Origin of the sequence: Lactonifactor longoviformis (genome assembly GCF_042848515.1) — a bacterium.
Lineage (GTDB): Bacteria > Bacillota > Clostridia > Lachnospirales > Lachnospiraceae > Lactonifactor > Lactonifactor longoviformis.
The window spans coordinates 4,427,566-4,450,894 of the sequence record NZ_AP031453.1; the positions used below are offsets into that span (position 1 = coordinate 4,427,566).

The 23,329-nt window shown below is 45.9% G+C and carries 30 protein-coding genes and 1 other RNA gene; 3 read left to right on the top strand and 28 right to left on the bottom strand.

Annotation, left to right across the window (positions count from 1 at the left end; genetic code table 11):
• Positions 1-2: 2 nt before the first annotated feature.
• From ACGHCT_RS20220 to ACGHCT_RS20310, 19 genes are all read right to left on the bottom strand, one after another.
• Positions 3-746 (bottom strand): VRR-NUC domain-containing protein, encoded by a 744-nt coding sequence (locus ACGHCT_RS20220; protein WP_390437337.1) that lies wholly within the window; start codon positions 744-746, stop codon positions 3-5.
• A 12-nt stretch (positions 747-758) separates the two neighbouring features.
• Positions 759-1,676, bottom strand: coding sequence for a ParB N-terminal domain-containing protein (locus tag ACGHCT_RS20225; protein WP_390437338.1), 918 nt, complete (start codon positions 1,674-1,676; stop codon positions 759-761).
• A 4-nt stretch (positions 1,677-1,680) separates the two neighbouring features.
• A complete protein-coding gene (locus ACGHCT_RS20230) occupies positions 1,681-2,484 on the bottom strand; it encodes a ParA family protein (RefSeq protein ID WP_390437339.1) in 804 nt (267 codons plus the stop codon).
• 14 nt (positions 2,485-2,498) lie between these two features.
• Positions 2,499-3,293 carry a hypothetical protein gene (locus ACGHCT_RS20235; RefSeq protein ID WP_390437340.1) on the bottom strand — a complete coding sequence of 265 codons (795 nt, stop codon included), beginning with the start codon at positions 3,291-3,293 and terminating at the stop codon, positions 2,499-2,501.
• A 463-nt stretch (positions 3,294-3,756) separates the two neighbouring features.
• Positions 3,757-4,059: a hypothetical protein gene (locus ACGHCT_RS20240; protein ID WP_390437341.1), complete on the bottom strand. Its 303-nt coding sequence runs from the start codon at positions 4,057-4,059 to the stop codon at positions 3,757-3,759.
• Positions 4,047-4,403 (bottom strand): hypothetical protein, encoded by a 357-nt coding sequence (locus tag ACGHCT_RS20245; protein WP_390437342.1) that lies wholly within the window; start codon positions 4,401-4,403, stop codon positions 4,047-4,049. Before ACGHCT_RS20245 ends, ACGHCT_RS20240 begins: the two co-directional genes overlap by 13 nt.
• Before the next feature lie 21 nt (positions 4,404-4,424).
• Positions 4,425-4,787: a hypothetical protein gene (locus ACGHCT_RS20250; protein WP_390437343.1), complete on the bottom strand. Its 363-nt coding sequence runs from the start codon at positions 4,785-4,787 to the stop codon at positions 4,425-4,427.
• A gap of 1 nt (position 4,788) precedes the next feature.
• Positions 4,789-5,142, bottom strand: a complete 354-nt coding sequence (locus tag ACGHCT_RS20255; RefSeq protein ID WP_390437344.1) for a hypothetical protein — start codon at positions 5,140-5,142, stop codon at positions 4,789-4,791.
• Positions 5,129-5,821: a hypothetical protein gene (locus ACGHCT_RS20260; protein WP_390437345.1), complete on the bottom strand. Its 693-nt coding sequence runs from the start codon at positions 5,819-5,821 to the stop codon at positions 5,129-5,131. Before ACGHCT_RS20260 ends, ACGHCT_RS20255 begins: the two co-directional genes overlap by 14 nt.
• Positions 5,822-5,839: 18 nt before the next feature.
• Positions 5,840-6,154, bottom strand: coding sequence for a hypothetical protein (locus ACGHCT_RS20265; protein WP_227275439.1), 315 nt, complete (start codon positions 6,152-6,154; stop codon positions 5,840-5,842).
• Entirely contained in the window at positions 6,142-6,288 is a 147-nt protein-coding gene (locus tag ACGHCT_RS20270; protein WP_390437346.1) for a hypothetical protein, read from the bottom strand. The genes ACGHCT_RS20265 and ACGHCT_RS20270 overlap by 13 nt, the downstream gene beginning before the upstream one ends.
• A gap of 12 nt (positions 6,289-6,300) precedes the next feature.
• Positions 6,301-6,585, bottom strand: coding sequence for a hypothetical protein (locus ACGHCT_RS20275; RefSeq protein ID WP_390437347.1), 285 nt, complete (start codon positions 6,583-6,585; stop codon positions 6,301-6,303).
• Positions 6,582-6,797, bottom strand: coding sequence for a hypothetical protein (locus tag ACGHCT_RS20280; RefSeq protein ID WP_390437348.1), 216 nt, complete (start codon positions 6,795-6,797; stop codon positions 6,582-6,584). The genes ACGHCT_RS20275 and ACGHCT_RS20280 overlap by 4 nt, the downstream gene beginning before the upstream one ends.
• Positions 6,782-7,366: a hypothetical protein gene (locus ACGHCT_RS20285; protein ID WP_390437349.1), complete on the bottom strand. Its 585-nt coding sequence runs from the start codon at positions 7,364-7,366 to the stop codon at positions 6,782-6,784. Before ACGHCT_RS20285 ends, ACGHCT_RS20280 begins: the two co-directional genes overlap by 16 nt.
• 282 nt (positions 7,367-7,648) lie before the next feature.
• Positions 7,649-8,068: a hypothetical protein gene (locus ACGHCT_RS20290; RefSeq protein WP_390437350.1), complete on the bottom strand. Its 420-nt coding sequence runs from the start codon at positions 8,066-8,068 to the stop codon at positions 7,649-7,651.
• Positions 8,069-8,109: 41 nt separating this feature from the next.
• Entirely contained in the window at positions 8,110-8,292 is a 183-nt protein-coding gene (locus ACGHCT_RS20295; protein ID WP_227275445.1) for a helix-turn-helix domain-containing protein, read from the bottom strand.
• 280 nt (positions 8,293-8,572) lie between these two features.
• Positions 8,573-9,280 (bottom strand): CvpA family protein, encoded by a 708-nt coding sequence (locus ACGHCT_RS20300; protein WP_390437351.1) that lies wholly within the window; start codon positions 9,278-9,280, stop codon positions 8,573-8,575.
• Between the two features lie 45 nt (positions 9,281-9,325).
• Positions 9,326-10,558, bottom strand: coding sequence for a DUF5711 family protein (locus ACGHCT_RS20305; RefSeq protein WP_390437352.1), 1,233 nt, complete (start codon positions 10,556-10,558; stop codon positions 9,326-9,328).
• A 76-nt stretch (positions 10,559-10,634) separates the two neighbouring features.
• Positions 10,635-11,843, bottom strand: coding sequence for a LysM peptidoglycan-binding domain-containing protein (locus ACGHCT_RS20310; protein WP_072854506.1), 1,209 nt, complete (start codon positions 11,841-11,843; stop codon positions 10,635-10,637).
• A 155-nt stretch (positions 11,844-11,998) separates the two neighbouring features.
• Here ACGHCT_RS20310 and yyaC point away from each other — a divergent pair, with 155 nt between their 5' ends.
• On the top strand, positions 11,999-12,655 hold the full coding sequence (gene yyaC / locus ACGHCT_RS20315) for a spore protease YyaC (protein WP_154261429.1): 657 nt from the start codon (positions 11,999-12,001) through the stop codon (positions 12,653-12,655).
• A gap of 721 nt (positions 12,656-13,376) precedes the next feature.
• Here the strand turns inward: yyaC and ACGHCT_RS20320 are convergent.
• From ACGHCT_RS20320 to ACGHCT_RS20355, 8 genes are all read right to left on the bottom strand, one after another.
• Positions 13,377-14,315, bottom strand: a complete 939-nt coding sequence (locus ACGHCT_RS20320) for a transketolase family protein (protein WP_072854503.1) — start codon at positions 14,313-14,315, stop codon at positions 13,377-13,379.
• Positions 14,303-15,169 (bottom strand): transketolase, encoded by an 867-nt coding sequence (locus ACGHCT_RS20325; protein ID WP_226903812.1) that lies wholly within the window; start codon positions 15,167-15,169, stop codon positions 14,303-14,305. Before ACGHCT_RS20325 ends, ACGHCT_RS20320 begins: the two co-directional genes overlap by 13 nt.
• 42 nt (positions 15,170-15,211) lie before the next feature.
• Positions 15,212-15,865, bottom strand: coding sequence for a fructose-6-phosphate aldolase (fsa, locus tag ACGHCT_RS20330; RefSeq protein ID WP_072854502.1), 654 nt, complete (start codon positions 15,863-15,865; stop codon positions 15,212-15,214).
• Positions 15,866-16,092: 227 nt separating this feature from the next.
• The gene (locus tag ACGHCT_RS20335) at positions 16,093-17,199 is read right to left on the bottom strand and encodes a LacI family DNA-binding transcriptional regulator (protein WP_072854501.1); all 1,107 of its coding nucleotides are present in this window, start codon (positions 17,197-17,199) and stop codon (positions 16,093-16,095) included.
• A 15-nt stretch (positions 17,200-17,214) separates the two neighbouring features.
• Positions 17,215-17,811 (bottom strand): recombination mediator RecR, encoded by a 597-nt coding sequence (recR, locus tag ACGHCT_RS20340; RefSeq protein WP_390437353.1) that lies wholly within the window; start codon positions 17,809-17,811, stop codon positions 17,215-17,217.
• A 12-nt stretch (positions 17,812-17,823) separates the two neighbouring features.
• Positions 17,824-18,174, bottom strand: coding sequence for a YbaB/EbfC family nucleoid-associated protein (locus ACGHCT_RS20345; RefSeq protein ID WP_072854499.1), 351 nt, complete (start codon positions 18,172-18,174; stop codon positions 17,824-17,826).
• Between the two features lie 87 nt (positions 18,175-18,261).
• Positions 18,262-19,869, bottom strand: coding sequence for a DNA polymerase III subunit gamma/tau (gene dnaX, locus ACGHCT_RS20350; protein WP_390437354.1), 1,608 nt, complete (start codon positions 19,867-19,869; stop codon positions 18,262-18,264).
• A gap of 37 nt (positions 19,870-19,906) precedes the next feature.
• Complete coding sequence (locus tag ACGHCT_RS20355; RefSeq protein ID WP_072854497.1) at positions 19,907-20,986, bottom strand: 6-phosphofructokinase; 1,080 nt, start codon at positions 20,984-20,986, stop codon at positions 19,907-19,909.
• Between the two features lie 132 nt (positions 20,987-21,118).
• Here ACGHCT_RS20355 and ffs point away from each other — a divergent pair.
• An RNA gene (gene ffs, locus ACGHCT_RS20360) (signal recognition particle sRNA large type) lies at positions 21,119-21,380 on the top strand.
• 252 nt (positions 21,381-21,632) lie between these two features.
• Positions 21,633-22,244 (top strand): DedA family protein, encoded by a 612-nt coding sequence (locus ACGHCT_RS20365; protein WP_072854496.1) that lies wholly within the window; start codon positions 21,633-21,635, stop codon positions 22,242-22,244.
• Between the two features lie 30 nt (positions 22,245-22,274).
• Here the strand turns inward: ACGHCT_RS20365 and hydE are convergent, their stop codons facing one another.
• Positions 22,275-23,327, bottom strand: coding sequence for a [FeFe] hydrogenase H-cluster radical SAM maturase HydE (gene hydE / locus ACGHCT_RS20370; protein ID WP_390437355.1), 1,053 nt, complete (start codon positions 23,325-23,327; stop codon positions 22,275-22,277).
• Positions 23,328-23,329: the final 2 nt, after the last annotated feature.

The following is a 23,329-nucleotide window of genomic DNA, read 5'->3' on the forward strand; positions in this document are numbered from 1 at the left end:
GCTTATACCCTCTCTTTCTTGGCTTGTTTATATGCTTCCATGGCAACGGTCAAAACTGCTGCCGATTGCTCCACCGTCAATTCCTGGCCCCTTACCAAAAAGGCCAGGTTTTGGTTTATGGTTTCCAACGTATCTTCCAGGCTCAAATTGCCAATGGTCTTTCCGGCTGACAAATCCGCAATGGCTTTGGTAATCGGTCTTTTAAACTGCTCCTGCACTGCTGCCATGTTTTCTTCAATGGTCCGTTCCGCCCTTGTAGGTTCATGCTTCGCACATTCCCGGCACGGTACCTTTGTAAACATCCGCCCCGGCATCTGTACGCCGTCACATTTTCCGGCAATCCACGGGGAAGCCAGGCACTTTTCCAACGGCATCTTTCCCGGTTCCTGCAAATATGCCAGGATTTCCGCCTTTGCATCCTCAAATCCATAAGCCACGGCCGTTTTATATCCCTGCTGCCGCAACATGGCCATAAATGCTTCCTGCTCTTTGGTGGCTTTGTTCTTGCCATACTTCATTTCCAGGTAAAGGCCATGGAAACCATTGCACGGCACTGGCAAAACCACATCCGGCACGCCGGATTTCATCCCGGCCGCCTTTAAAACCGCCCCGTTGGTCCTTTTACCCTCGTTTGGCACATGGTACATGAGTGCCAGGCACGGCAAGGCGTGTAAATTGTTATTGGCCCAGTTGAAAAGGGTTATCTGTTCCGTGGTTTCCCCACGCTTCATGTTTTGCATCTTCATATCCTGGCCCCCTTAATCTTCGTCCAATGCGTATTCACGTTTACGCCGCTTGCAATCTTCCAACATGCGTTCCAAAATGCCCACCTCTTCGTCATTGAGGTATATATAATATTTCTCAATCATTTTAACGGCGTGCAATTTCTTGGCATTGGCTTTTTCCTCTTCCGTGGTGTCGGTATCTGACATATTTTGTGCCGTGGCTTCCTCTTCCCGGCGGTTCTTCTTTTCTTCCACCTGGGCTTTGATTTCCGCACACTTCACATCCTGCCCGGCTGCTGCCTGGGCGGCAATCTCTCTTTGTTCTTCCAGCGGAAGTTGACTTGCATTATAGGCGGCGGTAATTCCCATGGTGCCTTTTTCAAATTCTGCCTTTACTTCCGGCGTGGCTTTGTTGTTGATTGCTTCCAGGGTTCCAATTTTCCCGTCACTCTCTCCCAGGATAGCCACCACAAAATCACGGATGCGTTGGCCCTTTTCAAGAACAATAAGCCCCTCTTTTTTTGCCTGGGTCAAAACCTCTTTCCATTCCCTGGCCTGGTTCATAAGGTCAAAGTCTGTCATTTTACGGTTGAACGTGTTGCCGATAAGTAAGGCAATCCTAAATTCCGTTTCGCTCTTGTATTCCTTATAGCGGCACGGCACATTTTCAAACTGGGTTTTGCCCTCTGCCAGTAACATGCCAATGCTACTGTGGCGGCGGTGGCCGCTTTCCAACCACCATTCCCCGTTTACCCGGCCAATGGTAAGTGGTTGTTGCAATCCGACCAGTTCAATGCTCATGGCCAGTTCTTCCAGTTCGTCCATACTGTACTTGTTGTGTTTCGTCACAACAATGTCCTGGTAATTCAAAGTAATATCCCGGTACCCCTGGTTTTCTTCTGCTGCTGCCCTGGTGGTTCCGTTCACAATGTCCAAAATATTAAATCCCATGGTCTTATCTCCTTTCCCCTGCTACCTGGTGCCCATAAAGGTCCACATATTCCGCAACAAACTTTTTATAGTCCTGGGCGGCTCCGCTTCGGATGTTGTAATGGCAAGGTGTCTGTCTGTAAATCGTGGCATCCTTTACTTTCTTGGAATGTCTGATTTTTTGAACGAATACCGGGAACCCACTGCGATTTCTCAACCAGGCTTCCGCTTCCTCGCTTGTGTCCGTCTTTTCATAGTCCGCAATCAGAACGCCGGAAAGGCATGCCTTTGGGTTCAATGCCCTTATTTGGTTTATCTGCTCCACCAACTCTTCCAGGCCATCCAGTGAATAGGCATCTAAGTACACGGGTATGATTATTTCATCCGTTGCCACCAGGGCGTTTATAACATTCATCCCCAGGTCCGGCGGATTGTCTATAATGCAATAGTCATAATGCCCGGCCACTTCATCCAGGGCCGCCTTGTATCTTTCATGTTGGGCATGTTCCTGGTCTGCCTTAATCTCCAATTCCGCCAACTCCATGAAATAATTACACGGGATAATGTCCATGTTTGGTTCCTTGGTGTCTGCGATATTTCCGGCAATCCGCCCGGTCTTTAAAATCCGGCACGCCTGGGCTTCATGCTCCCGGTCATATACTCCAAACAACTTGGAAGCGTTGCCCTGCTTGTCATTGTCAAATAACAAAACCCTGCTGCCGGGCCGCTTTCTTTTCTTGTCCCCCTCTGCCAATAGTTCCGCAAGGGATGTGGCGGTGGTAGTTTTGCCCACGCCGCCTTTGAGGTTGATTACTGAAATTGTTTTCATGGTCTGTTCTCCTTTCAATTCCGCACCATCCGGGCGTATATGTAAAATGCGGCGTTAATGCCGTTGTATTTAACCTCTGCATCCAGGAATTTATAACCTGGGTAAGCCTTTTCCATCTGCGTTTTCAAAGTTTCGTAGTCCCTGGCCATTCTTTCCACCCTGGATTTCTTGAATTTTGAATAACTGCGTTTTGGTGGGTCCGGCTTTTTGAGGTTCTTTGATGGGCACCACCTTTTTGTCCCGTGCGGATTGTTGGAAATGTATGTTGCCAGGCCCGTGATAATAAAATTGTCATCCGGCTTTATTCTCCGGGTGTTCGGTCTTTCGCATTTTCCCCATAATTCCTCTAACTCGTCACGGTCCACGCCGTCCCCGGTCATCAGAATGTGAAAATGTGGCCTGGTGTTTCCGTCTGCTGCAATGATGTAAATATATTTAATATTTTCCAATCCTGCTTTCTTCCGGCGGTAATTGATGCGTTTTATGAAGTTCCTTACATCCCTTTGGGCTGCATCCATGTTTTCCGGGTAATGGCCATCATCCCACCCAAACGTGGCCCAAATATCCCCTTTCCCAAAATTGATATTGGCCAGGCGTATGAGGTACCGCCTTGCGTTCTTATCGTTCAAATTCTTTTGGGATGGGCGTGTTTCCCTCTTCTTTGCGGTCACTGGCATGTCCTTTTTGTCTTTGAATGACGGGTACACCTGGGCTTCCAGTAATGTTGTACCGCTTTTGATGTTCTCGGACTTGGTTGTGGTGGTTCTGTAAAGGCACTCAACCTTTCCCTCTTTCATCAACCGTTCCAATTCCCATTCCTCTAAGGTGTCACACTGCTTTTGGTATGCTTCCTCATAATCGTAATCATCATAGTATTTTCTTTTCATTGGTCCCCACCTTTATATTCAAACCACCTACCCATCCACCAGGTACCCAATAAACAAAATATATATTTCTATATCATTTTGGGGTTCGTTCATTTGTTAATACCCATTACAAGGACGGGGCGGCGGTGTCGCACCTTTTCAAAAATCAGTCCATAAACTCTTCCTGGGCGTGTCCTGCTGCCGTCACTGCTGCCGCAAGTGCAACCAGGAAGCCCACCGCCAAAATGGCGGCTCCAATCATCAACTTAACAATCATATCCTTTTCCTTTCCTATATATAGGCGAAAACGCTTTATTTTCTCTATATCTTGTGTTATAATATGGGTATTAAGTTCTTACCCGGTTGTTTTAGGTCCCCACCTTTGCAACCGGGTTTCGCTTTTTCTTTATGCTTCCTCTAAATCTCCATACAACTTTTCGTAAATATCCGTTGCATATCTCATTAAAAGGCTCTTGGCTTCCTCTTCCTGGATAGCCTGGCCGTAAGTCTTGCTATAATCTTCCTCATGTGTCAATAACCAGTTTCCTTTTGCTGATTTCCACAATTCGCAATCATACATCCGGCCCACTTCTTTGCCTGGATAGGCGTAACGGGTCCAAATATTATCTATTTGGTACCATTTCTTTACGTCTGCCACCTTTTCCATCTTCTCGGTGTCATATTTCAATCCATTTATTACAAATTGCATCCGGCACCGCCGATTTCCAAACCACGGATGGTTTCATATTTCGCATACAAAATTCCTATGAGTGCATCACGGTGGCCCGGTGTGATAAGCCCCACGGCTTCCTTTTCGTAAATCTTCCCGGTCATATACCCGGCACGAAAATCCAATTCTGCCAGGCTCTTATAACTGGCCATTTCCTTGTCAATGGCCGCCATGATGGCTTTAATTTCTCTTTTCGTGTTCATTTCCTGGGTGTCTGCTGCCAGGTCCGGCACATCAAAGGTGCGTTTTCTTCCGCTTTTGATAAAATCCGGCGTTGTTCTCTGTCTTTCTGTCCCCATAAATACTGCAAGTGCATTTCCCATGTTAAGTTCCTCGCTTTCCTGCTACTGCATTTTGTACTTATCCACAATATCCACAACCTGGTCCATCATTGCTTCCACGGTTTCCACGGTCACGGCCTTGTCATCAATGTAAAAATCTGCATAAATCTTTCTTGTGTCATTGTCCCAACGGGCAATTTGCTCCGGCAACGGCTCATTTACTGCATCAAATACAATTCCCTGGTTTTTGCACCACTCCACTGCTGCGGCCAGGTCCTTGCCGTCCCTGCTTGTCCATAGAATAACTTTGTGCCCCTGGGCTTGCAGCATCTTAACCGCTGCAACCATCTTAGGTTTTGGCTCCACAATCTCCGGGAACCTGGTAACTGCCAGGGTACCGTCAAAATCTACTGCATAAACCGCCATATTACACCGCCTTTCCGTTGGTTCCTGCACTGTCCCCAACGCTCATTTCATATTTCAATAACATGGCTGCTGCCTGGACCATTTCACAAGCGGCATCAATAGCCTGGTTATAAATGGCCATTGGCTTTGTTTCATCATCCAGGAAACATGCAATATCCACGCCTTTTACACGGTCCCACAATACTTTCATGGATGATTTCACGTTTTCCATTGCTTCCTGGGCTTCCTCTACCTCTTCCAACGTCACGGCATAACCCTCATGTGGGCTACTGAATAAAGGAAACTTGGCATTTGCCCGGTTAAGTTCCGCCTGGGCCGCCGCTTCAATCTCTTTTCTTAACTCAATCATTGCCATTGTCGATTCCCTCGCTTTCCGGCTCCTGCTGCCCTGCTGCATCTTCTCTTCCCTGGAAGTTGCTGCCATCCTCACATTCTTTACATGCCTGGGTGGATTTCTTTGCATCTTCCTTGGCGTTTGGCTTATAGTGTCCGCACTCTTCGCAACTCCAACGGTCCGGGTGCTTGCCGTCATCCTCTCCCGGTTCTTCTGCTGCCGGGTGGCGTTTTCCACATCCAAAATCAATACTTGCCGTGATAACAGGCGTTTTCTCCATGGCTTCCATCATGCTCTTAAACATTTCTTCCATTTGGGCGTTGTGTTCTTCCTGGTTCTCTTTAATGGTCTGCAATTCCTCAATGCGGTTGTGTGCCAGGGTGTCAATAAGGCGGTGCAATGATGCGGCCGCACTTTCCACGCCGTTTTCTTTCATCCAGGCTTCAAAGATTGTGACCACCGCCCCGGTAATCTGCTCATATTCTGCATGGAAACCCGTGTTTTCCTCTTCTGCTTCCAGTGTGGCAATGCACTCCGGCTTTTTCCCGGTAATCATTGCCTGGATATAAAAGCCCGGCACTTCTGCTTTTACGGCGTTGGTAATTAAATCCGCCTTGGCCGCTTCACGCATAAGGTTGTAATATTCGTTGTGTTTCATTTCCACGGTGCCGTCTGTTGTAAAACTGTCCATAAATCCCATGTTAAGTTCCTCGCTTTCTTATCTGTAAATTGGTGTTGTGAAATGATAAAGTGGCGGGTCATTTTCCACCGCTTCACGGTTCTTGTAAATCATAAGGGTAAAACGGTCCTGGTCCTCGTCATCCAGGCCACGGTGGGCAACCACTTCAAACCCAAAACGGGAATTTAATTTGGCACCCATAACCCTTTCCTGCAATTTGGCAATCTCCCTGGTGCCCAGGGTCACGCCCTCTTCAAAATACTGCTGCCATCCCTGGAAAGTCTTTTTGAGATATTCCAAAAAATCCGGCTCCACCACGCCATTGATTGGCTGATAGTCTTTTACATTCTCCATCCTCGGTTCCTCGCTTTCTTTGTTTTGGTTTTATTTACCCAGGCACGCCGCCTTTGTATTTTCTTATACCTGGCCAACATGGCCATTACTTTTGGCATGTCTGAAACTTTTATTTCCACTGTCATTTCTGCCATGGCTTCATTCTCCTAAATGTAAATGGTGTAATATAACTGCATCTGCAAATCTGAAAAGGCATATTGCGGCATTTCTTCCGGCTCCATTGGTGCCATCAATCCCCGTTCTCTCCATTGCTTATGCTTTATTTCCGGGACCGCTCGGAATTTGGTAATTACTGCATCCATTTCCGCTTCAATCTGCGGATTGTGAACGATAAGTGCCAGGTGCCCGGTGTATATTGGCTTTCCGTCCTTGAAAATCTGCAATCTGTCCGATTGGTGCAAGATTGCAAGGAAATCTTTTAGGCGTATCATAATGGCCACCCGTACTTTGCCAGGTATATGCACACGCACACAAAGGCGTAAATCATAAGCACGCCCAGGATGCCAAAGAAAATGCGGCGGTTTCGTGGGCTACCATTGCCGCCCAGGCAGTAAATGATTGCTGCCCCTGCAATTCCCATGTATGTAATGCCGCCTATTAAAATTACCAGGGCCAGGATGCCCATAATTAAAATCTGTTGCATGGTTGGTTCCTCGCTTTCTGTTTATCTAAATATTCAATAATCTGTTTTCCCAAAAATTCTGTGTACACTGGTGGTATTGCTTCCGCCAACTCCGCCCTTGTCATCCAATCAATTCCACCCAGGGCAAAACCCCAATACAAAGGAATTTGCTTACTGTTCATGCCCCTTACTCCGCCGGAACCGCATATTGCAATAAATCCATCCTGGCCAAATCCGTTTCCGGCCGTTGGCGTTTTCTTTGCCACTGGTTTTGTGCTTGGTTCCTGCAAATCAATGTTGCTTTCAAAAATCCGCTTCCTCTGCGTATAGATATTTTTGAATTGTGTGCCGGATAAGGAAATGGGGCTTTCCAATGGGGCACCAACAACATTTTCGATTATGTAAGGTTTTCCCAGTTCCCTTAATAATTCCCTGGTCTGTGGTATGAAGTCCGGGTGTTCTCCGTACTTTCCATTATTTCTCCCCTTAGAAAGTGCTTGTGCCTTTGTGTGTGCCTGGCACGGTGGGGATGCGTGGATTGCATCAAACCTGGTCAAATCCTGGGTTTTCAGAAATTCGATTGCATCCATTTGGACAAATTCAAACGGGTAATTTGGTTGGGCAACAATATCAACCCCTAAAACCTCAAATCCTGCCTGGTAATAACCTTGTGCTGCCCCCCCCCCGCTTTGCAAAATAGGTCTAAGATTGTGTACTTTCTTTTCACGTTAAGTTCCTCGCTTTTTTCTTATTCTTCGATAAACACAAGGGCGGAATATTCTACCTCATGGCCCACAGTATCTTTACCCCTCATTTTCGGCACAACCGCCGTTTGATACTGGGTGCATACTTGTTGGAGAAATGGGGCTTTACTATTCCCAAATTCTGTGTTTATCTTCTCTGCCAGGCCATCCGGCGTGGTGTCTTTTAAAATTTTTGCTTTCATATTCTTTCATGTACTCCCGTAACTGCTGCCGGGACGTTGCCACTTTCCTTGTGGGCACTCCTGCGGCATCCAACTTTTCTTTGATTTTCAATAACTCTTCCCGGTAGAACGCTCCCATGCGGCTGCCTTGACTTGTTGTGTAGTCCAACGGCCGTGCATCCACCGCCAACAATTCCCGTAATATCTCCGCCGTGGTGGCTCCATACTGCCGGAATATTCCCGTGGCAATAAATGTTTTCTGCCACACAAACAATTTGAAGCCCAGGGCCTTTTCTACTGCTGCCAGGGTGTTTTCTAAATCCGGCTCATTTATGGGTCTGTAAATCCAATCCATATTCTTGTCCATGCCTGGTTCCTCGCTTTCCCGGTCCTGCTGCCAGGCCGTGTTTATAATGCTCTCTGTGCCACTTCCGCCTGGTAAGGTTCGCCGCCACGCTTCATTTCGTTGTAAATGGTGGCCCGGTGTACTCCTACCGCCTGGGCTACCTCAACAACCTTTGCCCCGGATTTCAACATGCTTTCAATCTTCTGCCTATCCGTGAAATTAAGCCTTTTCGCTCCTTTTCTCATTTCCAACCACCTTTCTTTCGTTTTCTCTGCAAATAAAAAAGAGTGCCACAAGAGTTTAATTCTCTTGTAACACTCACTGATTTTTCCAATAAAAAAATCAAATGCGATAGAGTTATTAACCCTTGTCGCATTTGATTTTACAACTTAGCTATTTTGTCATGGACTTTTTCGATTCTCTGTTTTCCAGACAAATAAGTCCACCGGATGACAACCGATGGACTTATATAGTAACATTTATGGGAATTATTGTCAATATGATATAGCAATTTTTCAATGGGTCTCACCCTAAAAAACCCTCCATAAAATGGAGCAGGACATTGTTATTATACCAAAAGTTTAAGAATGTATCCTCCTGAATCAGTTGGTGCATCTCTCTGCACCAGGCAAAGTCGAAATTGCATAATATCGTAATGATAAGGAAAAAAATCCATACAATTAAAATCCCCTGAACCGCCCCTGCCAGTCCTCCGCCAACCCGGTTAATAGAGCTTAATACAGGCAGCTGCGCTACACTTTCCAGAGCAAAGGACAACAACCGAATCAATATTATAGCCAGAATAAAGGCCAAAACAGCAGCAATCCCCTTTACCAGCATATGCGCTATATACACAGAGAGGTACTCACCAAAAGTACCAACCACTAACTGGCTGTACCCTTCCGCAGTGTTATTCAGCAGTAAACTGTTCTTTAAAGACTCCGGCAGAGGGAGTTCTTCTATGATAGAAGACTGCTTTTCACCATCTCCGTCAATCTCCTCTCCGCCCGTCACATAATTTTCCATTTGTGTCTCACAGATTTCCTGAATTTTATCATAGACAGGGGTCTGTTCCTCCAGGAATTCGCTTACGTGAGGGCTGATAAAAGAAGCCAATATCACAGCAAGCACTACCGAAACCATTGAGATAACCGTTCTGATAAGTCCCCTCCGGAATCCATTGATGATTGTAAATATCAGGAAAGCAAGCACAACTATACTAAGCCAATTCATAACATTTCTCCTGTAGATCTTCCGTTCTTTTCCAATGGGGAACCATTATTTAAACTTTATGGTACTGCTCCCCTTATCCGTCACAAGCATGTACTTATTCATACCCACTTTAAAGATGTCCTTAATGTTCCCCTCATCAATCGTCCCGTTAAACTTCTCTACTCCTTTTAAACTCATAAGGCAGACCTGGTTTTCATTATTCATGATTACCATACCGTCACTCAGCTTAACATTTTTATACTCAATATTAAAATCTCTTTCAAATAAAAGCCTTCCGGAAGTGCTGTACAGTCTCATAGTATATTGCTTGGACTTGTTGCCGCTTTTAAATATGAGGCCCACATGGCTGTCGTCATAAAATGTACTGACAATTTCTTTCTTCACATCTACCTTTGTGGCTTCCTTTGGAATCTGTTTTCCTTTATAGATAGTAAAACCATTGTCACGGAAGGCCAGGGATGTGCTCTCATCCAGATACGCGACCTGGGGAACCAGAATCCCTTCGTATGTATAACCGCTGACTATGTTATCAATCTCATTTTGTCCGGCATTGCCGAAGTTATAATATGCCACGTAACTGGTGGAAACTCCATTTTCAACATATAAATAGGTTACCATAATCAGCTGGCCATTGGGAGATACTGCCAGATCCACCGGGTACCCCGGACTGTCGATTCTGGTCTGGTTTTCCGCTATCACAGTACCGTCAGATGCATAAAAATTAATCCAGGTCTTTTCACCATCTTCAAGAATTGCTGCCACCACACCCTGGCTGGCTACTTTTGCCTTTAATATGGGCAGGGAACTGTCAACTGCGCCAGAGGGCCCATCTTTTGAAAAGATGTACATAGCTGTCCCTTTTTTATCAGCAACTACCGCTGTTTCACCGCAGATATCCACCTGTGGGTCCTGCATCTCATACGTCTGATTCCAGACTACATTCTGTTTGCTGTCCAGCAGAGCGGCTCCGTCGTTCCCATACTTTAGTACAGCCCCGTCCAAATCCACGTAATTTTTAGAAGAGGTGTCTTCCTCCGTAAGAGAAAAAAGTACAGAGTATTTATGGTACACCCTCTTTTGGATCACCAGCGTTATTACCAGAACTACAACCGCAATCACCGCAGCAAGGATGCCGGCTCTCTTCAGCATTCTGATACGGTGTCTTAAAATCTTAGCCTTATAAGCTTCTATATCATTCCCATCCTGTTGTATTCGGGCCGCTTTCTGCGCTTTTGCCTTTTTCCTCTGCCTCTTCCACTTTCTTAACAGGTTTTTCATAGCTATTTCCTTATCCTTATGTATTTTCCGTGTTTGATTTCTTTGAGTACCAGCGCTCTCATTATATCACACTCTTCTACGGTAGTAAAATTATTTGTCCCGGATAAATTGTTTCATCCTCCGACATTCCGTTTGCACTGCAGATTTCAGCTATCTTGGCACTGTTTCCGTAATATTTGTTGCTGATACTTGTCAGCGTATCTCCTCTCTTAATGGTATAGTACTGCGCTGCCGACTGACCGTTGCTTGGCTGGGCAGCATCTGCATTATCAAAGGGCTTTTTGGTATCCTCCGGCACCTGGTGTTCTATAGACTCTGCCTCTTTTTTTGCAGAATCCTCATCCTCCTTGCTCCCCCCCTGGGTTTTATCCTTGGGTTCGTCCTGCGGTTCCTTTCCCTGGCTCTCAGAGGCAAGCCCATTTACCGGGGTCTTTTGTACCACGGGTTCCTTGTCTGTATCTTTTTGACTGTGAGTATCTGCTGCGCTTGCCACTACGTCTTTGGCATCTCTGAGCTTATTATAATTATTAAATAAGCCTGTCCCGACAGCCAGAACACCGATCAGAACACAGGCACTGGCAGCATAGACGAGAGAACCTGCTCTTTTCTGAGGTTTTGCTTCTGCTTTGGCCTCTACCTTTTTGCGGAAGTTTTTCACCGCTTTGTCTTCCACCTTTGCCTCATCCCTGGGCATATTTTCGTTCTGCGATATCAGGTAATTCTGCATGGGTTCATTTTTTTCATAGTAAATATAGAAGCCCAGCTGTCTGGTAAGTTTACTGTTCTCATAACGGTAAAATGCTTCTTCCTTTTCTGTTGGTTCCATGACAAAAAGAACCTTATCGCTTCCCCCAAAATGATCCAGATGTGTCCGGCAAATCACCTCATGGAGCTCCATCGAACATCCGGGAATAGAGAGAAACCATCCGACGATCTCCTGTTCTCCGAAATACTCTTTGTTTTTTTCATACACCTGATTCCAGACATCGTCCGTAAATACCAGATAGTCCTCGCTGATCTCCATATCGGGAAGGGCAATTGCACTCTTAACAAACAGGTAAGATACTCCATCCAGCCAGTTCGTCTGTCCCAGCAGAACCGCAGCCTGTCCTTTGTCTGACTTATCATTTGATAGTCTACTTAGATAAGTGTACGCATAATCTTCAATATATATTTTTTGTGCTTCATTAATTTCTCCTATCTGGCGTATATTGTTAGGAATTCGAAAGTAACCCTCGTTCCCCACTGGCTTTTGTTTTTCTTTCTCATATACAATTTCTATCATGATGTCACCCCTTTGGAGACAGAATAGCACAGCAATCATGCGAATTTTATCGTATCGTGAAAGGCCTGCCTTATTTTTTTACGACGAAAAACGCACATTAAGAATATTCTTCGGGCATCGGGGAAAACTGGAAAAAGAAAGGACGGAATCAGACTATGACTTTTTATATAAACGCAAAGGAACGCCACGCCAGCATTCGACTGGGGACGTCCCTTTTAGACTGTATGAGGACCCATCCCATACCCTGGGACGAAATCATTTTTCTCTGTATCGGAAGCGACAGAATCACAGGAGACAGCCTGGGACCTCTCATCGGACACCAGCTCTCCAAATACCACCTGGACCATGTACAGATATATGGAACCCTGTCCCATCCCGTCCATGCTCTGAACCTGTCAGAAACCGTAGAAAAGATTTCCTGCCGTCACCCCTCCTCCCTTATTGTAGCTATCGATGCTTCCCTGGGCTCTAAGAAGCATCTGGGATTTATTACTGTTGGAAACGGCACCATAGCCCCAGGAGCCGGTGTGCACAAAAAACTGGAGCCGGTGGGGGATGTCTTTATCACTGGAATTGTGAATCTTGCGGGAACCTTTGAACACTTTCTTCTTCAGACTACAAGGCTTTCCACTGTTGTCTCTATGGCTGATGCTATCACTAACGGCATTCTAATGGCTTATTATGAATACTTCTGCGAACGCCCTCTGCCCTTCCTGGAAGTGCGCCAGCCAGAGGAAGAGGGACGCCTTCGCAGCTGGGTAAATACAACTCCGCTGGCTGCATCTGCCTCAGAGCCATACGGAAGGCGGTAATTCTGGTACGTATAATTAGGGCCAAACACTTTTTTAAGAATCCTTTTAAAAAACAAAAAGGTTTTTTTGGGAATCTTTGTATGCGAATAATACCGTCCAATCTCACAGGAACCACAATATTTATCCGTCAGAGTGATAATAAAGGTTTCCCAATGAGTGGGCGGTGTAAGCGTAACCGGCCACATATGCTTTAGAATCATCTCCTTTTCCAGAGGCGTAATCAAAAAATACTTTGCCGCATTGCGAAGCGCCGCCTTGGGATGTGTCATGGCATGGAAATGATCCCCTGTTTTCTCCGTATGCTCTCTCCAGTCATATAAAAAAAGGTCATGGAGCATTCCTGCCCTTGCAGCTGCGCGGTAATCCAGATGAAAGAATCTGCAGATACGGAAATTGTAGTATGCGACATTCAGACAATGCTGGTAGCAGCTGGTCTCGCAGTGATGAGGATAGTCTTTCATCTTAAGCACTGCCGGATGGTGCACAATATCCTTAATACATTCGTAGAATTCTTCATTTCCTTCATCCGTCACCGTATGAGCTTTACTCCTGCTCTTCTTCCTGTGATACATAGTTCCTCTTCTAGTCATTGCTCTATACCCTCCTGAAAAAAGCATGTATCTAATTGCCAACAGATTGTTCAAGAAAAGGGTGCAGCCTTCTGGCTGCACCCCTGAGACTTCAGTATTATTTTATAATATACACAGATTCCTGTAAAGGTCTATGCAAATGCTTTTATGGATTCGTAGATACCCTGTGCGTCTAATCCATATTTCTCTAAAAGTTTTACTGCAGGGCCGGACTCGCCGAACACGTCCTTCACACCAATTCTGAGCATAGGTGTAGGAGCTTTCTCTCCCAGGCATTCAGCGACTGCGCTTCCGAGACCGCCAATGATAGAGTGCTCTTCTACCGTCACTACCTTCCCGGTTTCTTTTGCAGCTGCAACTACAAGTTCCTCGTCCAGAGGTTTGATTGTATGAATGTTAATAACCTTTGCATCAATCCCTTCTGCTGCCAGTTTCTCTGCTGCTTCCAGGGATGCGCTTACGCAAAGACCTGTGGCAATGATAGTAAGATCCTTGCCTTCTCTCAGCGTAACTCCTTTCCCCAGTTCAAATTTATAGTCAGGATTAGAATTGATAACAGGCGCAGCCAGTCTGCCGAAACGAAGATATACGGGACCCACGTGCTCGTAAGCCGCTTCCACTGCCGCTTTTGCTTCAATATCATCGCTTGGATTTACAATTACCATTCCCGGAATGCTTCTCATCAGTGCAATATCCTCATTACACTGATGGGTCGCTCCGTCTTCCCCGACAGAGATACCCGCATGAGTAGCCCCAATTTTTACGTTCAGGTGAGGATATCCTACAGAGTTGCGCACCTGCTCAAAAGCACGTCCGGCAGCAAACATAGCAAAGGTGCTTACAAACGGCACTTTGCCTGTAGTCGCCATACCAGCGGCAATTCCTACCATATTACACTCTGCGATTCCGCAGTCAATATGGCGGTCCGGGAATGCTTTTTTAAAGGTACCTGTCTTGGTAGCTGCAGCTAAGTCAGCATCCAGAACTACTACATTGTCGTGTTTTTCTCCTAATGCCACCAGGGCATTGCCATAGCTTTCTCTTGTTGCAATCTTCTTTACTTCTGACATAACGCTTCACCTACCTTTTCTAAGTCTGCCATTGCCACTGCATACTGCTCATCATTTGGAGCTGCTCCGTGCCAGGATGCCTGATTCTCCATAAAGGATACGCCTTTCCCTTTTACTGTCTTAGCAATTATTGCTGTAGGCATGCCCTTTGTTGCTCTGGCTTCGTCAAATGCCGCTTTAATCTGATCCATATCATTGCCGTCTTCCAGATTAATTACATGGAAATTAAATGCTTCGAACTTTTTGTCGATTGGATAGGGAGAACATACATCCTCAATATCACCGTCGATCTGAAGTCCGTTATTGTCTACAATTACTACCAGGTTGTCCAGTTTTCTGTGGCCGGCAAACATAGCAGCTTCCCATACTTGGCCTTCCTGAACCTCACCGTCTCCCAACAGTGTGTACGTGCGGTAATCGGCACCGCTCATTTTTGCTGATAAAGCCATACCTACTGCGGCAGAAATCCCCTGTCCCAATGAGCCGCTGGACATATCCACTCCGGGAATATGCTTCATATCCGGATGTCCCTGGAGATAAGAACCCAGATGGCGAAGCGTCTTCAGATCCTCAACCGGGAAAAATCCTCTCTGAGCCAGTGTTGAGTAAAGCCCCGGCGCTGTATGGCCTTTGGATAATACAAATCTGTCACGGTCAGCTTTTTTGGGATCTTTGGGATCAATGTTCATCTCTTCAAAATAGAGGTATGTAAAGATATCAGCAGCTGAAAGAGATCCTCCCGGATGTCCAGCCTTTGCAGAATGAACTGCTGTCACGATTCCTTTACGGACTTCATTGGCAGTTTTCTGAAGTTCTAATTTGTTCATTTTTTTCACCTTTTCCTTCTTTAAAATGTGATATATTTATTAAAACAGGGTGCCCTGCTTTATTCCACCTTACTCTCCGAATACTGCGATGTAATCCTTCTGGAATTTTTCAATCCCGGTCGTAGTTAACGGATGTTTTGTCATCTGCTCAATTACTTTATAAGGCACAGTCGCAATATCAGCCCCTGCCAGTGCACACTCAGTTACATGCATGGTGTGACGTACACTCGCAGCAATAATCTGTGTCTTGATCCCTGCCACAGAGAAAATATCTGTTATGGTTCGAATCAATTCTGTTCCGTTTACTGAAATATCATCCAGACGTCCCACAAAGGGAGATACATACGTTGCCCCGGCTCTTGCCGCCAAAAGTGCCTGGTTTGCCGTGAAGATTAATGTAACATTTGTCTTAATCCCCTCTGCGGAAAGAACCTTTACAGCTTTTAAGCCCTCCACTGTCATAGGAATTTTAACTACCATGTTTTTATGAATCTTTGCAATTTCCCTGCCCTCTGTTATCATGCCTTTTGCATCTGTAGTTGTCGCCTTAACTTCCCCGCTGATAGGACCGTCAATGATGGTTGTTATTTCTTTAATTACTTCCTCAAAACTGCGTCCTTCTTTTGCTATTAATGAGGGATTGGTTGTGACTCCGCAGATAACCCCCATATCATTTGCTTTTCTGATATCCTCTACATTTGCAGTATCAATAAAAAACTTCATATACCTGTCTCCTCCTGGTTTTGGAACGCCTCTGATTTACGTCTTCAGTATATCACGTATCAGCAGACGGTCAAGGGGGCGCAGTATTTATTAATAAATAATTTTATTAATAATATTGATTTTTATTAACTTTAATCATCATACGTTTTACATTTACGCCCAAAAATGGCGTTACTTTTGCGTATGACAAAAAAATTATTATTAATAATTTTCCAAAATATATTTAATTAATTATTTTTCCTATGGTGTTTTCTGGCCTTTGCATAGGAAGTTGTCTTTCGGACGATAAGCTTAGGTTCGTATTCTATGTGATAGATACTGGTAGGCTGAATCCCAGAATATGGGTTGTTGGCAGAATTGATTTTTCTTATGATAATGTCACAGGCATCTCTTCCTTTCAGGGGTACAAAATGTTCGATGGTAGTCAGAGACATACGGTGCATACTGGAATAAAATGTATTATCACAGCCAATGACCGAGACGTCTGCGGGCACTTTGTATTTTTGATCCTGCAGGGCATCGATAATTCCAAATGCCATCATATCATTTAGTCCGGCAATTGCAGTGCAGCTAAATTCCCCGGCCAAAAGCTCTCTCGTGAGATTATAGCCCATCTTATACTCTGAATCAATATTCGGAATGATCTTGTCCAAAGCATCGTCCGCAGCTTTAATGATGACATGACCTTTCAGGCCTTCCCGCTCAAACTCACTGACAAATCCCTCCACCCGTTTCGAACGCTGCTGCTGCCGCTTGGTCAGAGGGGGCGTGATAAACGCCACGTCCCGATGTCCCAGATCCAGAAGATGACGGGCCATCAGCCTTCCCACTTTGGTATTGTCCTGGTTGATCGCATCCACTTCTATAGTCTTTTCCCTGTTGCTGATAATAACCAGAGGGATCTGCTGCGCCAGCTCTTCCACCTGCTCCATAAAACTCCTGCTGGGATTACAGGTATAGATTATCCCCTGGGGACGCACCACGGGCATCATCTTCAGATACTGCTCTTCCAGCTTCAGTTCTCTCTGGGTATTGCAGACGAATACCCCATATCCCTTTTCTTTTGCCACTGCCTCAATTCCCTGGAGAAGCATAACATAATAAGGATTCGTTAATGTAGGGCAGAATACAACAATTAGTTTGTGGACTTTGCTGTCACTATGATTCCTTCTTTTTGGAATTACATATCCCATATCTCTGGCAGCCTGCTCCACCCGCTCTATCGTATCCTTGGAAAAGGACACATTGTATTTTTTATTTAATACCATGGAGACCGTAGCCTGTGATACACCGGCCGCCCTGGCTATATCTACAGATGTTACCTTTTTCTTCAATCTATCCCCATCCTTCTACAGCTCTACCCGTCCTTCCAGGGCGCGAAGCAGCGTTACCTCATCAATGTATTCCAGATCTCCTCCCACAGGAACACCGCTTGCTATTCTGGTTACCTTGATTCCCGTAGGTTTAATCAGCTTACTGATATACATGGCTGTGGTTTCCCCCTCCAGACTGGAGTTGGTGGCAATAATTACCTCATCCACATCCTCCTGGAGACGCTGCATCAATTCCTTGAGCTTAATATCATTGGGGCCGATTCCCAGCATAGGAGAAATTGCCCCGTGCAGCACATGATATACACCCTCAAACTTACCTGTTTTTTCATAGGCGGCCAAATCCCTTGTATTTTCCACTACCATAATGGTCTTCTGATCCCGTCTGGGGTTACTGCAGATTGGACAGAGCTCTTTGTCTGTCAGCGTATAACAGCACTTGCAGTACTGTACGTTCCGTCTTGCATCCAGGATGGAGGCAGACAGCTGTTCTACCTGGTCCTTGGGCATATTAATAATATGAAAGGCCAGGCGCTGCGCTGATTTAGCGCCAATGCCCGGCAATCTTGATAGTTGTTCAATTAACTTACTGATATGACTGCTAAAATAGTCCAAGATGTCTCTCCTCTAGAACGGAAGCCCGGACCCTAACCCGCCGGTTAATTTTGACATAGCCTTTGCCGTATCCTCTTCCATCATTCTCAGTGCTTCGTTGGCTGCTGCCATTATCAGATCTTCCAGCATCTCTACATCATCCGGGTCTACAACCTCTTCGTCTAATTTAACCTTCGTGATCACCTTTTTACCGGATACCGTTATCTCCACTGCACCGCCGCCTGCTGCTGCAGTATATTCCTTTTCCTCCAGCATCTTCTGGTTTTCTTCCATCTGCTTCTGCATCTTCTGTGCCTGCTTCATCAGATTGTTCATATTGCCGGGCATTCCCATGCCTCCGGGAAATCCTCCGCGTTTTGCCATCTTATAACCTCCTGTTTACAATCTTTATTCTATTCATAATGGCAGGCAGTGGTTATCTGCCGCCTCTGTCCTCTATCATACCACACTCTAGAAGTCATCTTCAATTACAACATCCATGTGAATCTTATCTTTTAAGATATCATCTACAGAAATCTCTGCCAGCCCGGTACGGGCTTCCTTGCTGTCCCTTTTTATAATCAGTTCAAGCTCTACGGATTTGCCCAGTTTTTTCTGAATAATATTGGATAAAGTGACTGCATTTTCCGGATTATCGATACATGCCTGTGCCAGATAGCTCTGAAACTCCACATAGAGCTTCGGCTCCCCTGTATTTCCATTATATTTGGGAACGGAATTCTGAAGCATCTGGTAAAACAGTCCCGAAGTTTCCCGGATCAGGCTTTTCCAGTTCTGCTTAATATACTGAAGATCCTCCGGGGCGGCCACTGCAGGTTTTATGGGCTTCTTTTCCTCTGCCTCCTCTTCCTGTTTTTGGGGAAGGGCTTCTTTTCCTGATGAAGCAGGCGCCGGAGCCGGTATCCCGTTCTCCATCTTATCCTCCAGGATACGGATACGGTCCAGTACAGAATCCAAATTAGTCTCCATGGCAGGTCTGCACAGCTTGATCAAGGCAATCTCTACCAATACTCTTTTTTGGCTTGCATAACGGATCTGATTGGAAAGCTCAGAGAATACCCGGATATATCTCATCAGAGTATCACTGTCCACCATCCGGCTCTCCTCCTCCAGCAATTTTCTGTTTTCCGTAGATACATCCAGAACATCCTCGATATTTTCAGACGTTTTTACCAGCAGCAGATTGCGCATATACCAGACAAAGTCTGAGACGAACTGTCCCAAATCCCTTCCTCTGGTAATCAGCTCCTCCAGGACCTGGATGGCGCCTGTGACATTGCCCTCCAGTACTTTTCTGAGAAGTTTGCTGAAGACTTCCGTATCCACAGCACCCAGAACATCCAGCACCTTGTCGTAGGTCAGCGTCTCCCCCAGATAAAAGGCGATGCACTGATCCAGAAGACTTAAGGCATCACGCATAGACCCATCTGCCGCCTTGGCAATATAGCGGATTGCCTTATCCTCCACCTCTACCTTTTCCTCTGTCATCAGTTCCTGCAGTCTTGCGGCGATGGTATCGACCGTGATTCTTCTGAAATCATACCGCTGACAACGGGAAAGTATAGTTATAGGAATCTTGTGGGCTTCTGTGGTTGCCAGTATAAAAATAACATAGGAAGGAGGCTCCTCCAACGTCTTTAACAGAGCATTGAAGGCGCCTACCGAAAGCATATGAACCTCGTCAATGATATACACTTTATATCTTCCCTGAGTGGGCCGGTAGGCAACCTCCTCCCGGATTTCTCTGATGTTGTCCACTCCATTATTGGACGCTGCGTCAATTTCTATCACATTCATGGAGGTGCCTGCAGAGATCGCCCTGCAGGTCTCGCATTCATTGCAGGGACTCCCGTCCACAGGATGCTCACAGTTTACTGTCTTCGCCAAAATCTTGGCAATGGTAGTCTTACCGGTTCCTCTGGTTCCGCAGAATAAATATGCATGTCCTATTCTGTCCGCTTTTACTTGATTTTTTAGTGTTGTGACGATATGCTCCTGACCCTTTACATCCTCAAAGGTGTCTGGGCGGAACTTGCGGTAAAGAGCAGTATAGCTCATGAAAATTCTCCTATTCTAATGTCTTTCCAGTCCGGAATTAATCTCCGAAGCTGATCCCAATCCGTTTGGCCTCCTCTATCAGAGGATCGCTGGGGGAAACCATCTTAAGCTTGCCGGCACATTCTTCCAGCGGAACCTTTTTCATCCTTCCGTTTACGATACCAACCATGTACCCATATTCTTCCTTCATGATCAAATCAGCGGCCGCTGAACCAATTCTGGTCGATAATACTCTGTCATACGGACATGGACTTCCCCCTCTCTGGGTATGTCCGGGTACGGTAATTCTGATATCCGCACCGGTTGCTTTTGCTAGCTTGTCGGCAATTTCGTAAGAAACAGAGGGATATTTTCCTGCCTTTTCCTCCATTTTCTTTTTCAGCTCCTTTTTAGATAATTTCGCATCCTCCTTGGAGATTGCCCCTTCTGCCACTGCAAGGATGGTAAATCTCTTTCCCGCCTTGCTCCGCTTGTCGATGGCCTCCACAATTTTCTTATAATCAAAAGGAATTTCCGGAATCAAAATAATGTCCGCTCCGCCGGCAATTCCGGAATGAAGTGTCAGCCATCCCACCTTATGCCCCATTACCTCAACAATAAAAACCCGCCCGTGAGATGCCGCTGTGGTATGAATACAGTCGATGGCTTCCGTCGCAATATTAGCCGCACTCTGAAAACCGAAGGTCATATCCGTTCCCCAGATATCATTGTCAATGGTCTTAGGAAGGTGGAGCACGTTTAATCCTTCCTGTCTCAACAGATTAGCCGTTTTCTGTGACCCGTTTCCCCCGAGAATCACAAGACAGTTTAAACGCAGCTTATGGTAAGTCTGAGTCATAGCCTCAACCTTGTCCAGCCCATTCTCATCCGGCACCCGCATCAGCTTAAACGGCTGTCTGGAAGTACCCAGAATCGTCCCTCCCTGTGTCAGAATCCCTGAAAAGTCCTTGGAAGAGAGCATTCTGTAATTTCCATATATTAATCCTTTGTATCCATCGTCAAATCCATATACCTCTAGTTCGTCCAGGTTACTGCTAAGACCTTTTACCACACCCCGCATGGTAGCATTAAGGGCCTGACAATCTCCGCCGCTGGTCAGTAAGCCAATTCTCTTCATATTGTCACATCCAATCTTTTTAATATGAACCCATTATATAATATTTTATTTTTTATAACAAGGGGAAGGCGGATCTGGCTTATTTTTCTCAAAGCAATTGACAAACATTCAAATTCAATGTATACTATAAGTCCGTGCAGCCGGGGAGTTAGCGGTGCCCTGAACCTGCAATCCGCTACAGCAGGGGTGATGCCAAACTGAGGCTTTTATCTTGTAGAGCTGCCCTCTATAAGTGGCGTTGACGTCTGGGTCTTACGCAACAGAACTCTATGAATCGTGTCAGGTCAGGAATGAAGCAGCACTAAGTAGAATCTTCTGTGTGCCGTAAGGGTGCCTGGGCCGAGTTAACTGTAGAGGTAACGTCTATGGGGTGGAGTCGAAGGGCGGCGCACGTAAAAAATTAATTTGTCTTATATTCAAATCTGCAGCATATATTATCATTCTTTCTTAATAAAATTATTTATTCCCCACTATTATAAGTACATAAGCTCCCCAATGACACGCGGTTCGGAATACATCCTCTTTTTTTCTGATACCCGGATTATACCTACAGCCTTTGAAATTATTTGCACCAGGATTTTGTTATATTTCTGTTATATTCATAATACAATGAACTAACCCTTAACCATTAAGGAGGCAGACAACCATGCAGTCATGGATCATGGAAATTATGAATACTTACGGATATCTGGGCATCGCCCTGTTAATTACCATCGAAAATGTATTCCCCCCCATCCCCTCGGAGGTCATCCTTACCTTTGGCGGCTTTATGACAACCTACACTAAGATGAACATCCTGGGGGTTGTCCTCTCTTCTACCGTAGGCTCTGTGTTCGGCGCTATCATCCTTTATGAGGTGGGGAGCCTGGTGTCTCAGGAGCGGCTGGAAAAAATATTGAGCGGACGGCTGGGACATCTCCTCCACTTCAAACAGGAGGATGTGGGAAAAGCAATACGCTGGTTTGACAGCCAGGGGAATTACACGGTCCTTTTCTGCCGCTGTATCCCAATTGTGAGGAGTCTTATATCTATCCCTGCAGGCATGGCTAAGATGCCTCTTCCCACCTTCCTTTTTCTCACTACCGTCGGCAGCACCATCTGGAACCTGCTTCTTGTCACTCTGGGAGCTATGGCAGGGGCTTCCTGGCAGCGGGTGGTCCTCTATATGAATACTTACTCCGATGTAGCTGTGGCAGTCACAGTGGGCGGACTTTTATTAGGCCTATTTGTTGTTTACCGGAAAAGAAAGAAAAAATAAAGAGGGGGACGGTTCAGGCTGAACACGTCCCTATTTCACTACATCCCCGCGGCTGGTTACGATTCGGTAGCCGATCCGTTCCATCCGCTTTTCCAGCAATACTTTATGTTCAGCCGCCTCCAGCCCGGTACAGGCCTTATTGTTGTAAAGGCTGTACAGCTGTCTCACCGATAAAGGCGACAGATTGGGCATTACCACATTGGCACCGGCCAGAATTCCCAGCTCCCTTCCCTCCGAATGCAGAGTACCCAGAGCCGTAGTCGCAGGGATCAGCGCGTGTGGGAAGAGCAGCCTTAATATAGCTGTGAGATTCAGACACATTGTCAAATCCCCTTCCCTCTCTTCCCGAAAGGGAGTATCTTTGTGGGGAAGAAACGGACCTATGCCGATCATTGCCGGCTGCAGTTTCTGGAGGAATCTCAGATCTTCAATCAGATGCTCCGGAATCTGCCCGGGAGATCCTACCATGAAGCCTGATCCCACCTGATATCCTAATTCCTTTAAGTAAAAAAGGCATTGCTTCCTGTTCTCCAGGCTGAGGGAGGAAGGGTGCAGCTGTCTGTAATGTGTTTCATCTGCAGTCTCATGCCTTAACAGATAGCGATCCGCACCGGCATCATGCAGCTTCTTATAGCTCTCCCTGCTTCTCTCCCCCAGAGACAGAGTAACCGCACAGTCCGGATATTCTTTTTTGATTCCGGTAATGATCCTGCAAAGGCGGTCATCCGTATAATATCCATCCTCCCCTCCCTGAAGAACAAAGGTGCGAAAACCCAGAGCATACCCTTCTTCGCAGCACTCCAGAATCTCATCCTCCCCAATATGGTATCTTGTCAGCTCTCTATTACTTTTACGTATTCCGCAGTAGTAGCAGTCATTCTTGCAGAAATTGGATATCTCTATCAGCCCTCGTATGTAGACGTCTCTGCCATACAATTTCTGCCTTACGCCAGCTGCCGTCTCATAGAGAAAGCTGGTAACCCATTCGTCCCTGCAGGTGATCAGCATCCCTAAAAAATCATCCTCCGCATCCTTTCGTCTAGCCAGCTGAAGGATTCGTTCTCTGTATTGTTCTTCGTTCATAA

Bases quoted from the DNA above. Each gene is read 5' to 3' on its own strand.
- ACGHCT_RS20220 (WP_390437337.1), bottom strand. From the start codon at position 746: ATGAAGATGCAAAACATGAAGCGTGGGGAAACCACGGAACAGATAACC.
- ACGHCT_RS20225 (WP_390437338.1), bottom strand. From the start codon at position 1,676: ATGGGATTTAATATTTTGGACATTGTGAACGGAACCACCAGGGCAGCA.
- ACGHCT_RS20230 (WP_390437339.1), bottom strand. From the start codon at position 2,484: ATGAAAACAATTTCAGTAATCAACCTCAAAGGCGGCGTGGGCAAAACT.
- ACGHCT_RS20240 (WP_390437341.1), bottom strand. From the start codon at position 4,059: ATGCAATTTGTAATAAATGGATTGAAATATGACACCGAGAAGATGGAA.
- ACGHCT_RS20245 (WP_390437342.1), bottom strand. From the start codon at position 4,403: ATGGGAAATGCACTTGCAGTATTTATGGGGACAGAAAGACAGAGAACA.
- ACGHCT_RS20250 (WP_390437343.1), bottom strand. From the start codon at position 4,787: ATGGCGGTTTATGCAGTAGATTTTGACGGTACCCTGGCAGTTACCAGG.
- ACGHCT_RS20255 (WP_390437344.1), bottom strand. From the start codon at position 5,142: ATGGCAATGATTGAGTTAAGAAAAGAGATTGAAGCGGCGGCCCAGGCG.
- ACGHCT_RS20260 (WP_390437345.1), bottom strand. From the start codon at position 5,821: ATGGGATTTATGGACAGTTTTACAACAGACGGCACCGTGGAAATGAAA.
- ACGHCT_RS20265 (WP_227275439.1), bottom strand. From the start codon at position 6,154: ATGGAGAATGTAAAAGACTATCAGCCAATCAATGGCGTGGTGGAGCCG.
- ACGHCT_RS20270 (WP_390437346.1), bottom strand. From the start codon at position 6,288: ATGGCAGAAATGACAGTGGAAATAAAAGTTTCAGACATGCCAAAAGTA.
- ACGHCT_RS20275 (WP_390437347.1), bottom strand. From the start codon at position 6,585: ATGATACGCCTAAAAGATTTCCTTGCAATCTTGCACCAATCGGACAGA.
- ACGHCT_RS20280 (WP_390437348.1), bottom strand. From the start codon at position 6,797: ATGCAACAGATTTTAATTATGGGCATCCTGGCCCTGGTAATTTTAATA.
- ACGHCT_RS20285 (WP_390437349.1), bottom strand. From the start codon at position 7,366: ATGGATGCAATCGAATTTCTGAAAACCCAGGATTTGACCAGGTTTGAT.
- ACGHCT_RS20290 (WP_390437350.1), bottom strand. From the start codon at position 8,068: ATGGACAAGAATATGGATTGGATTTACAGACCCATAAATGAGCCGGAT.
- ACGHCT_RS20295 (WP_227275445.1), bottom strand. From the start codon at position 8,292: ATGAGAAAAGGAGCGAAAAGGCTTAATTTCACGGATAGGCAGAAGATT.
- ACGHCT_RS20300 (WP_390437351.1), bottom strand. From the start codon at position 9,280: ATGAATTGGCTTAGTATAGTTGTGCTTGCTTTCCTGATATTTACAATC.
- ACGHCT_RS20305 (WP_390437352.1), bottom strand. From the start codon at position 10,558: ATGAAAAACCTGTTAAGAAAGTGGAAGAGGCAGAGGAAAAAGGCAAAA.
- ACGHCT_RS20310 (WP_072854506.1), bottom strand. From the start codon at position 11,843: ATGATAGAAATTGTATATGAGAAAGAAAAACAAAAGCCAGTGGGGAAC.
- yyaC (WP_154261429.1), top strand. From the start codon at position 11,999: ATGACTTTTTATATAAACGCAAAGGAACGCCACGCCAGCATTCGACTG.
- ACGHCT_RS20320 (WP_072854503.1), bottom strand. From the start codon at position 14,315: ATGTCAGAAGTAAAGAAGATTGCAACAAGAGAAAGCTATGGCAATGCC.
- fsa (WP_072854502.1), bottom strand. From the start codon at position 15,865: ATGAAGTTTTTTATTGATACTGCAAATGTAGAGGATATCAGAAAAGCA.
- ACGHCT_RS20345 (WP_072854499.1), bottom strand. From the start codon at position 18,174: ATGGCAAAACGCGGAGGATTTCCCGGAGGCATGGGAATGCCCGGCAAT.
- dnaX (WP_390437354.1), bottom strand. From the start codon at position 19,869: ATGAGCTATACTGCTCTTTACCGCAAGTTCCGCCCAGACACCTTTGAG.
- ACGHCT_RS20355 (WP_072854497.1), bottom strand. From the start codon at position 20,986: ATGAAGAGAATTGGCTTACTGACCAGCGGCGGAGATTGTCAGGCCCTT.
- ACGHCT_RS20365 (WP_072854496.1), top strand. From the start codon at position 21,633: ATGCAGTCATGGATCATGGAAATTATGAATACTTACGGATATCTGGGC.
- hydE (WP_390437355.1), bottom strand. From the start codon at position 23,327: ATGAACGAAGAACAATACAGAGAACGAATCCTTCAGCTGGCTAGACGA.